This is a genomic window from Algoriphagus sp. 4150 (assembly GCF_031457395.1).
Classification (GTDB): Bacteria; Bacteroidota; Bacteroidia; order Cytophagales; family Cyclobacteriaceae; genus Algoriphagus.
In genome coordinates this window covers 1-5,941 of record NZ_JAVDWS010000053.1, presented here as the reverse complement: position 1 = coordinate 5,941, position 5,941 = coordinate 1, and the positions used below count along the sequence as shown (strand labels likewise).

The window sequence follows — 5,941 nt, the reverse complement described above, 5'->3', positions numbered from 1 at the left end:
AAAATACGTTGGGGCTTTAGTTGAAATCCTTTTTTCATCTTAATTGGTTTTTTGTCCCAACAAAATGTGTCAACTTTATTCAGGGAGTATCACCTCAATGCTATTTTTGACCAAATCATATAATGCTTTGGTCGGTTTACAGGTAAAATAGCAGACATAGATAAATTTCACATACTAAAAAATGGCAAAAGCCTGAGATCTGTAGAGATTTCAGGCTTTTTGCTGTCTATTTGGTGATCGTAATCACCAAATAGATGTATTTTTAGTGATTACGATTACCAAACTTACTAAAACAAGGGCCTCACATTGAAGCTAACTTCTTAAAGAGGTTTTCAGGATTCTGACAAAGTTCCTTAAGACCCCGCCATCAAATACAATCCCGCAGCCAAAGCTGCGCCTACACAGGGGCCCGCTATGGGAACCCAAGCATATCCCCAATCTGAACTTCCCTTGTCTTTTATAGGCAAAATCCAGTGCATCAGTCTTGGACCAAAATCACGGGCAGGATTGATCGCATAGCCTGTGGTCCCACCCAGCGACAATCCTATCACCCAAACCAGAAATGCCACCGGAATTGCCCCTAAAGACCCCATGCCAATAGGCGTTTTGTTGCCGTCACCTATTTCTACTCCATCGTTGTACAGGATGACTAAAATCAAAACAAACGTACCCACCACTTCAGAGAAGAAGTTTAAGGGAAGATTTCTAATTGCAGGTGAAGTTGCAAATGGAGCAGCTTTCAGTCCCGCATCATCGGAAGCTTCGTAGTGATCCTTATAAAATAGCCAAGCAATCCCTACGCCGATCATTGCTCCCAACACCTGAGCCATGATATATCCCGGAGCCAATGCCCAGTCAAATTGGCCAGTCAAAGCTAAACCTATGGTAACTGCAGGATTCAGATGCGCCCCACTATATGGTCCAGCCACTACCACCCCTAGAAACACAGCCAAAGCCCATCCCGTACTTATGGCCATGATTCCGCCACCATTTCCTTTGGTCTTTGGCAACAGCATATTGGCGACGACTCCCGAGCCCATTAATAACAACAGACCTGTTCCTATTAATTCTGCCAGATATACGTTCATAGTTCCACCCAGCTTTTAGATCGCTCCACTGCCTTATGCCAAAAATGAATCAATTTCTTCTGTTCTGATTTTTCCATGTTCGGCACAAAACTTTTATCCGCATTCCAAAGGGAATTAATCTCTTCCTGATCTTTCCAAAACCCAACTGCCAAACCGGCCAGAAATGCCGCGCCGATTGCCGTGGTTTCTATTATTTCCGGACGCTTGATTTCACAATCCAACAAATCAGCCTGAAACTGCATCAAAAAACTGTTGGCAGTAGCTCCACCATCCACCCGAAGCTCTTGGATCGGCTTTCCGCTGTCCTTTTCCATGGCTTTGAGCACGTCGTAAACCTGATAAGCTATGGCTTCCAGCGCAGCTCTTGCCATATGGGCTTTGGTAGTGCCTCTTGTGATACCGAAAAAAGCTCCTCTTGCATCCTGATCCCAATGGGGAGCACCTAATCCTGAGAGCGCCGGTACGAAATAAACCCCATCATTGCTTTCTATACTATCAGCCAATCGCTCACTTTCACGTGCATGTTTGAAAAGTTCAAGCCCATCCCGTAACCATTGAATTGCAGCTCCACCAATGAACACCGATCCCTCCAATGCATAATTGATTTCATCACCTATCTTCCAAGCAACCGTGGTGAGCAATTGATTTTTTGAGCTCACTGCTTCTTTGCCGGTATTCATGACTAAAAAGCAGCCCGTGCCATAAGTGGTTTTTGCCATTCCGGGCTCGGTACACAGCTGACCGAAAAGTGCCGCCTGCTGATCTCCTGCAATCCCTGCGATGGGTATTTTCACACTGAGTACATCTCCGGCTGTTTCGCAGTAGATCTCACTGCATGATTTCACCTCCGGCAAAAGGGACTCTGGAATCTCAAATAAATCCAATAATTCCCTGTCCCACTCCTGCGAATGGATATTGAAAAGCATAGTACGACTTGCATTGGTAATGTCAGTGACATGGGTTTTGCCCGCAGTAAGCTTCCAAATCAACCAAGAGTCCACTGTCCCAAAAGCAAGTTCGCCGGCCTCTGCACGCTCTCTGGCTCCTTCTACATTCTCCAAGATCCATCTGATTTTAGTAGCAGAGAAATAGGCATCGATAATCAATCCTGTCTTCGAAGCCACCATTTCGGCATGTCCTTGGCTCTTGAGTTCATTGCAATATTCCGCAGTTCTGCGATCCTGCCAGACGATTGCGTTATAAATTGCTTCCCCTGTTTTCCTATCCCAGACGATGGTCGTCTCCCGCTGGTTGGTGATTCCGATCCCCGCTATCTGGTTTGCACGGATACTTTTATTCACCAGTGCTTCGATCATCACGGAAGACTGTGAAGTCCATATTTCATTGGGATCATGCTCCACCCAGCCTGCCTTGGGGAAATGCTGCTTAAAATCTTTTTGGGCAAGCGATACAATCTTGCCCTTTTTATCAAAAAGAATAGCTCTGGAGCTGGTGGTACCTTGATCCAAAGCCATTAAATAGGGTTTATTTTGGCTCATTTTGGGTTATTTTTTATCAAATACTTCGAAGCTGTCTTGTGAAAGTCAGCCAATTCCGACTCTATCCATTGTTCATCTTTATCCATTTCTTCAGCCATCAGCTTGGCCACTTTGGGAGCTGCATCTATCGCAGCCTGAGCATCCAAAAAAAGCATGCGGATCCTTCTTGCCAATACATCTTCCACCTTCACCGCCATCTCTTCCCGCACTGTCCAGATTACTTCTGCTTCTATATTGGGAAAATCCGGATGCAGCTTTTCAGCCCAAGCCTTATTTTCATTGACCAAGTCTTGGATGGGCTGCGCATCAAAACCATAAATACCCCAATGCCCTGCAGGAACCCGATTGGTAGCTCCATGGATTTTCATATCCAAAGACTTACTTTTCTTGAGCTTTTCCCCAGTCACTTGGGTAAAATATTCTACCGTATCTTCTCCCATTTTTCTAAAAGTCGTCCACTTGCCTCCCGTCAATGTGACCAAACCGCTTTCAGATAAAATTACTTTATGAGAACGTGAGATCTCTTTGGTTTTGGTGCTGCCTTCTTTTGGTCTTGCGAGAGGTCTGAGACCTGCAAACACGGACTTCACATCTGCTCTGGTTGGCTCTCTAGTCAAATAGCCTGCGGCAGTTTCCAGTACAAAATCAATTTCCTTTTGTAGTGCTTCAGGTTCCAATTTTGGCTTTTCCCGAAGTGTGTCCGTAGTCCCTACCACGAGTTTCCCATGCCAGGGAACTGCAAAAAGGACTCTCCCATCTCGGGTTTTCGGGATCATCAGTGCATCTTTTCCACCCAAAAAATCAAGATCTAAGACCAAATGAATACCCTGACTTGGCTGTATCATTTTTGATGCTTCGGGATTGTCCATTTTCAGGATTTTATCCGCAAAAACACCAGTTGCATTCACTACCATTTTGGCATTCACTTGGTACTTTTTTCCGGATAGTTTATCCGAAACATGCAAGCCGTTGATTTTGCCTGCATCATTTTTCACCAAGCTATTCACACTGACATAATTCAACACACAGGTACCGGCTTCATCTGCCGATTGGGCTAGGTTCAAAGCAAGCCGTGCATCGTCAAACTGCCCGTCATGATAGACTACTCCACCGTAAAGTCCTTCGGGTTTCAGCCCCGGCAGCCGCTTGAGAGTTTCTTCTTTCGATATAAACTGAGATTTTCCCAGACTCAACCGTCCCGACATCCAGTCGTACACTTTCAGACCGACACTGTACATAAACCGGTCTTTGGCTGTGAAAATTGGAATAATAAACGGCTGGTTATGCGCTAAATGAGGAGCATTTTTCAACAACTTGCCCCGCTCCTTAAGTGCTTCAAATACCAATCCTACATCTCCTTGGGCAAGATATCTCACCCCTCCGTGGACTAGCTTGGTAGATCGGCTGGATGTGCCTTTGGCAAAATCAGCTTTTTCGAAAAGAACAACCGAAAGTCCTCTGGAAATAGCATCCAATGCTACTCCGAGACCGGAAGATCCGCCGCCGATGACAGCAATATCCCATATTTTACTAGTGTCCTGTAGTTGTTTGAGGTTTTCTGGGCGATTCATAGTAATTAAAATACCGATTTAAGGTAAGGAAAAAATCAAGAAAGAATAGTCTGAATCGCGGATAGAATTACATAGTTTTTCTCAAATCAATAATCCTTATAGGTTTTCTGCGCTACAGAAGAAGTTCCGTCTTTTTCAAGTGTGACCACGTAGATGTAATTGTATTCCGAATCTTCGAGATCAGTGTATTTCTCAGCCTCTCCCACAAAATAATTGGCTACCTGCCCTACCGTATTGCTATGCCCTATTACAAGTATATTCCCCTCATTAGTCCGTAATTTATCCACAAGATCATCATGGTTTTTCGGGTCATAAACTTCTATTGTCACTCCTGCCTCTACGGCGGTAGGTGTGGCTGTCAACTTGGTCCGCTTGAAATCCGTGCTATAGATATGCTTGATCTCTTTGTCAGCCAGAATCTGTGCGAGTTTGTTTGCTCTTGCATTTCCCGCTATAGAAAGTTCGGGATCATCTCCCGTCAACTGCTTTTCAGCATGACGGACGATGTAGATGGTTTTGGGCTGTTGCTTGCTGGAACATGCAGCAAGCAATGATGCAATCAAAAAGAGGAGGAGGTATTTCATATGTTTATAATTGTTTTTCAATGGTCATATGGAATCTCGCATAACAGATAATCATCCCAGTGTGTGACTTTTGAGTCATGCTCGATTTCATGTGTTTATATTTTGTTTTTCAAAGGCCACCCCGAATAGTCGGGGCAGGCTATGGAATCTCGCACGGTTTATAATCATCCCACTGTGTGTCGCCTTCGACATGCTCGATTTCATATCCAAAAGTTAAATAATTCTATAAATGTATGGTATGATTACCTCAAAGGATAACCATTGAAACTTCGCACAAACCATAAATTCTCTGCGTCTTCTCTGCGAAGCCCTCCGTGTACTTTGCGGTAAATTCAAAAAAACCTTTGAGATTAATGAAATCCCAAAGGTCTTGAATGTTTATCCGCTAAATGAATTGTCCAGATGCTGGTCTTTTGTCTTGACACTTTCGTATTCAAGAAATTGCTCCCAGAATTCCTCCTCAGGCACGGCGGCTCTAAGATAAAGCTTCTCTTTTTTGATCGGGTGAACGAAGATCAGATTAAACGCATGCAGATTGATACTCGCATCGGGGTTTGGCTTTGCGAAGCCATACTTGATATCTCCACGGATCGGGCATCCCATAGATGCCAACTGTACCCGGATCTGATGTGGACGGCCGGAGACAGGGCGCACTTCGATCAGCCAATGATCATTCATAAAGCCCAACGTCTTGTAGTTCAACTCAGCTTTTTGCGATCCCGGCACTTCACGGTCGTGTGCCGTCACCACATTTTTCTGCTCGTCTTTGACTAGATAATGCGTCAACTTGCCCGTCTCTTCTTTTGGCTTTCGCTTTACAAGTGCCCAATACACTTTATGGATTTCTCTTTTGCGGAAAAGCTCCATCATGCGCTCCAATCCTTTGGAAGTACGTGCAAAGGCTACCAATCCACTTACCGGTCTATCCAGCCTGTGAATAGGATGAAGAAAAACTGCTCCGGGTTTGTCGTACTTTTTGGCAATATATTCCTTGAGGTAGTCGGTCAATGTCTTATCGCCCGTCTTATCTCCCTGCACCAATATACCTGCAGCTTTATTTACTATCAAAAGGTGATTGTCTTCATAGACAACCGTAAATGGCTTCTTTTTCATATGTTTATAATTTTTCTGTCACTTCATTTTTATATTTTTAGGTAAGGGTAAGAAAACGCTAAGAAGTTAAATTTTCATATTCATGC

Annotated in this window: 5 protein-coding genes; all 5 read right to left on the bottom strand. The window is 44.2% G+C overall.

The window, feature by feature from the left end; all coding sequences use genetic code 11:
• Positions 1-353: 353 nt before the first annotated feature.
• The 5 genes from J2X69_RS24525 to J2X69_RS24505 all read right to left on the bottom strand — a co-directional run bounded on the left by J2X69_RS24525 (position 354) and on the right by J2X69_RS24505 (position 5,855).
• Positions 354-1,088: an MIP/aquaporin family protein gene (locus J2X69_RS24525; RefSeq protein ID WP_310109454.1), complete on the bottom strand. Its 735-nt coding sequence runs from the start codon at positions 1,086-1,088 to the stop codon at positions 354-356.
• The gene (glpK, locus tag J2X69_RS24520) at positions 1,085-2,587 is read right to left on the bottom strand and encodes a glycerol kinase GlpK (protein WP_310109450.1); all 1,503 of its coding nucleotides are present in this window, start codon (positions 2,585-2,587) and stop codon (positions 1,085-1,087) included. Before glpK ends, J2X69_RS24525 begins: the two co-directional genes overlap by 4 nt.
• Positions 2,584-4,158 carry a glycerol-3-phosphate dehydrogenase/oxidase gene (locus J2X69_RS24515; protein WP_310109447.1) on the bottom strand — a complete coding sequence of 525 codons (1,575 nt, stop codon included), beginning with the start codon at positions 4,156-4,158 and terminating at the stop codon, positions 2,584-2,586. The genes glpK and J2X69_RS24515 overlap by 4 nt, the downstream gene beginning before the upstream one ends.
• Before the next feature lie 86 nt (positions 4,159-4,244).
• Complete coding sequence (locus J2X69_RS24510; protein ID WP_310109445.1) at positions 4,245-4,742, bottom strand: phosphoglycerate mutase family protein; 498 nt, start codon at positions 4,740-4,742, stop codon at positions 4,245-4,247.
• A 378-nt stretch (positions 4,743-5,120) separates the two neighbouring features.
• The gene (locus tag J2X69_RS24505) at positions 5,121-5,855 is read right to left on the bottom strand and encodes an RluA family pseudouridine synthase (protein ID WP_310109442.1); all 735 of its coding nucleotides are present in this window, start codon (positions 5,853-5,855) and stop codon (positions 5,121-5,123) included.
• Positions 5,856-5,941: the final 86 nt, after the last annotated feature.

What these genes read in the sequence shown, in the direction of transcription:
- J2X69_RS24525 (WP_310109454.1), bottom strand. Translation starts at nt 1,088, where the DNA reads ATGAACGTATATCTGGCAGAATTAATAGGAACAGGTCTGTTGTTATTA.
- glpK (WP_310109450.1), bottom strand. Translation starts at nt 2,587, where the DNA reads ATGAGCCAAAATAAACCCTATTTAATGGCTTTGGATCAAGGTACCACC.
- J2X69_RS24515 (WP_310109447.1), bottom strand. Translation starts at nt 4,158, where the DNA reads ATGAATCGCCCAGAAAACCTCAAACAACTACAGGACACTAGTAAAATA.
- J2X69_RS24510 (WP_310109445.1), bottom strand. Translation starts at nt 4,742, where the DNA reads ATGAAATACCTCCTCCTCTTTTTGATTGCATCATTGCTTGCTGCATGT.
- J2X69_RS24505 (WP_310109442.1), bottom strand. Translation starts at nt 5,855, where the DNA reads ATGAAAAAGAAGCCATTTACGGTTGTCTATGAAGACAATCACCTTTTG.